We start from the raw sequence: 3,593 nt of genomic DNA on the forward strand, positions 1-3,593 counted from the left end.
TTGTAGCTCTTCTAAACTCAGATGAGGTGTGATCGTAATTCGTTTTGGCATTCTTTATTTGATGGGGGTGGTGTTTCTCCTGATCATATCATGGTTAATCGACCGGACATGATATCACACCGTGCGCGGTGCCAATTGCGTCTACTCTGAAGAAATCCAAGCCTCATTAAGGCTACTTATTTTTAATTATTGTTGATTCACTCCCTTTTTAGTCTTTGCTTACAGCGGCTGAGTAAGAAAGTGCTAGGCACCCAACCAATCATTTCGAGTAGCCGTCTTTTCACTAGGTGTCCTAATGCTGAGCTATGCGTTGCATCTGAGTCTCACCATCCATCAAATTCCAGAGTGTCTACTAACATCATCTCCAAGATTTACGGCATTTAAAATCCCCCTAGTCCTTTCCGTAGGAGGGTTTCAAGCTAATGAGTTGGGCACATCCCCTACTATTTTTATGATATGATCTAACAATAGTCTGGACTGTTTTTAGTTCGTAGTCTGAAACCCTCGATTTTTCGTTGGTACTTCGATTGCCGCATCGACTGGAAACCCTTATTCTACGGTTGGCAATCAAAAACTGTCCGAAGTATGGCTCTCATCAATCAACTAATAACTAATATCTAAAATGTTCAAAAGAAAACTTTTTTGGCTCATCATTATCGCCACAGCTTTAGTAACTCTGAATATGACAATCCTGTGGAAAATGGACGATATTGCTCATTTTTGGATGAGTATAGTTTTTTGGTTCGCTGTGGGTTCCCTGCTTTGGGACAACCAGGATATTCTCAAACAGAGTGAGATAAAAAGTGATCTATTGTCGAGAGTAGCAGGGACGCTATTAATAGCTTTTATTTTATTTAAAAGTGCTGGGGTTTCCACTAAATTCGATCCTTTTTTAAGACTTGCACCTTTTTTGTCGGGTTTAGGTTTGAGCCTACTTGCGGTAGGTTTTCAGAACTTCAAACTATATTGGCGTGAATTGGTAATACTATTTTTTCATGGCACCCCCAGTGTCATTACGTTACCTTTAGTGGATTTTATTACCTCGCTTACTGCTAAATTTGCTTATTATTCTTTGTGGTATGTCGGCTTTGATGTAACACGTTACGGTAATTATGTTGCTTTGCCGACAGGAAGAGTGTTGGTAAATGGGGGTTGTTCGGGTATAGAGGCAATGAATTACTTATTAGGTTTAGCTGTAGTTTGTTTGGTGATGTTTCCTACTAAACAAAATAAGGCTTTGGTAATAGGTGTCGCTGTCATTTGTGGTTTTATTATTAATGTTTTTCGAGTTGCGGGAATGGCATTGTTAGTTGCATCTAATCGCCTAGATTTGTTTAAATATTGGCATGAGGGTGAAGGTTCTTTAGTCGTGGGAATGATTGCGGTGATTTTGTTTGGGATATTTTATCAATTTATGTTGAAACGAGATAGCAAACTTAGTCAAATTTCGGGAAATTAATTAGTTGCAATTTGAGGTAATATATCGCTTCTTCGATTTCTCCTCCCATAGTCAAGAGCCTCGCTCACTCAAATGTCCGGGTGTTGAAATCCGCCAATGTCACTACCTGTCGTTTAACTGCGTCTATATCTATCATAGAAAGGATGTCAGGAATTATAGGAAACCTTTTATGGCCACAAATGAAAGTCAAATAAATCACATTTACGGTTCCGAGGATGCTCAGGGTATTTTACAGCTTGCGATCGCGCGGCGACAGGATGAAGGGGAATTATCCAGAGTCCAGCTTTTCGAGATTGCAGCGGAATTGGGCATTTCCGAACAGGATATTGTAGCGGCGGAACAGCAATGGTTAGCAACTAGAGGAGAATTTCAAGAAAAGCTGGTTTTTAACTCTTACCGTCGCCGCAAATTACATAAAAATGTGACCAAATACGGCATTATCAATACTTTTTTAGTTTTGTTTAATCTAGCAGCATCGCACGAGCTTTCTTGGTCGCTGTTCATTTTACTAACGTGGGGATTGGGATTGTCGCTAAATGCTTGGAATGTTTATCAAACTGAAGGGGAAGATTACGAAAAAGCGTTTCATCGGTGGCGGTTGAAGAAACAAGTCGGAGAATCTATTGGTACTGCGACGAATAAGTTTATGAAGTGGTTGCAGTCGTGATTTTCTTAAAAAAAAAAGCGCTCGCTTTTTATTCTAATCAACTACCGCTAATACAAATAACTAGCAAACTGTAACACTTAGGCCGGAGAGAAATCGGAGAAATGATTAATAACTGCTGTATTTTTCTCCGATAGTTAAATTAACTCCTATATTCTTAGTCGCCATTATCTCGCCATTTTTCAACCTCATTAGTTGGTACTTTTGGCAATTATTTCCAAAATCCTGACAACAAAATTGTGAGGAAGTAGCTGATCAAAAGCAGCGCGAGATTTCCGGCAGACCTCAGCAAAATCCTCATCCGAAAGTTGATCGTGAAAAGCTTGGATATAATCTCCAATCCGATGCACTTCCGAAAAAGGAACGATCACGCAAAAATCTTCCCATTTCATCCCTCTCAACTCCGGTAACGATCTATTGGTATCAATAAAAACCGGAATTCTCCCTGCTGACATCACCTCCCAGAGCTGGTAACAGCCATTATCGTCTCCCCTGATCACCAAGATATAAGCATTATCCTCGATATTTTTAATATACTCGGCTCTTTGGCGGTTTCTTTCTTCCACGGGAAGAGTAAAAAAATCTCTCTTTCTTTCAATCAAAGATGTTTGTAGATTTTTCGCTTTTCGCACTTCATTAATTATTTTTTTTCTGACTAATCGTGCAATCAACCTTCGCCTTCCCAAATTCAAATTACGATTAACAAAAAGGTTGCCTGCCATCCAGTTAACCATAGAATCAGAAAATTTAATATAACGTAATATCAGGGAATTTAGTCGGGATGGATATTCAATATTTCCCACAAAACCGACAGTAGGAATTGATGGCTTTGAGATATTTACCTTCTCTCCCAGGTCGTAACTCCATTGGGGCGTGGGTATCGATTTTTCTTTTTTATCATTGTAAGTGGACGCTGCAAAAAATATTTCTCCTTGAGAAGGCTGAAACTCCAAACAGTTTGAAAAGGTGACGAGAGTCCTTTGTGATCCTAATACTTGGCGTTTGAATCTATAAAATTCACGTTCCTTCTTAAGGCTATAATAACTTGAAATAAAATGTGGAGTTACCACAATCTTGCCTGCATCTGCCAAGTTTGTAAATCGGTGAATCTTAACTATATCCGGCAATTTATCCCTGAGCCCATTCCAAAACAGTAACTCGGGACGAGTGTCCGGCGGGCTGAGGTGCATTAGCAGTGGGGCTGGGCGTACACCAGGAAGTAGTAAATCTTCATTGATCCATATTTCCAGAGGTTCGTTAACTTGGCTACTCATTTTATTTCCCGTGACTAAAATTTTTGTTTGCTTTCAACCAAAATCTTGACAGGCGGGGGACTCTCCCTGTCGCAAATAATTTTAACATAGGCAATCAAAATTTGGCGTTGCTGAATCAGGGTATGAATACTGCTGGAACGGGAACATCCTGAAATTTTAGGTAATGTATTAATAATTTAATAGAGTGCCTGAGCAT

At 39.5% G+C, this 3,593-nt stretch carries 3 protein-coding genes; 2 read left to right on the forward strand and 1 reads right to left on the reverse strand.

Features of this window, described 5'->3' with window-relative positions; genetic code table 11:
* Positions 1-622 precede the first annotated feature (622 nt).
* Together crtA and QUA47_RS30445 are read left to right on the forward strand one after the other, a co-directional pair.
* Positions 623-1,459: a cyanoexosortase A gene (gene crtA, locus QUA47_RS30440; protein ID WP_333433565.1), complete on the forward strand. Its 837-nt coding sequence runs from the start codon at positions 623-625 to the stop codon at positions 1,457-1,459.
* Between the two features lie 169 nt (positions 1,460-1,628).
* Positions 1,629-2,126 (forward strand): 2TM domain-containing protein, encoded by a 498-nt coding sequence (locus QUA47_RS30445; protein ID WP_333433566.1) that lies wholly within the window; start codon positions 1,629-1,631, stop codon positions 2,124-2,126.
* A gap of 188 nt (positions 2,127-2,314) precedes the next feature.
* On the opposite strand, the gene QUA47_RS30450 is transcribed toward QUA47_RS30445, so the two are convergent.
* On the reverse strand, positions 2,315-3,397 hold the full coding sequence (locus tag QUA47_RS30450; protein ID WP_333433567.1) for a hypothetical protein: 1,083 nt from the start codon (positions 3,395-3,397) through the stop codon (positions 2,315-2,317).
* Between the last annotated feature and the right edge of the window lie 196 nt (positions 3,398-3,593).

Source organism: Microcoleus sp. MON2_D5, assembly GCF_036701905.1.
In the GTDB taxonomy this organism is placed as follows: Bacteria; Cyanobacteriota; Cyanobacteriia; order Cyanobacteriales; family Microcoleaceae; genus Microcoleus.

What these genes read in the sequence shown, in the direction of transcription:
- crtA (WP_333433565.1), top strand. Translation starts at nt 623, where the DNA reads ATGTTCAAAAGAAAACTTTTTTGGCTCATCATTATCGCCACAGCTTTA.
- QUA47_RS30445 (WP_333433566.1), top strand. Translation starts at nt 1,629, where the DNA reads ATGGCCACAAATGAAAGTCAAATAAATCACATTTACGGTTCCGAGGAT.
- QUA47_RS30450 (WP_333433567.1), bottom strand. Translation starts at nt 3,397, where the DNA reads ATGAGTAGCCAAGTTAACGAACCTCTGGAAATATGGATCAATGAAGAT.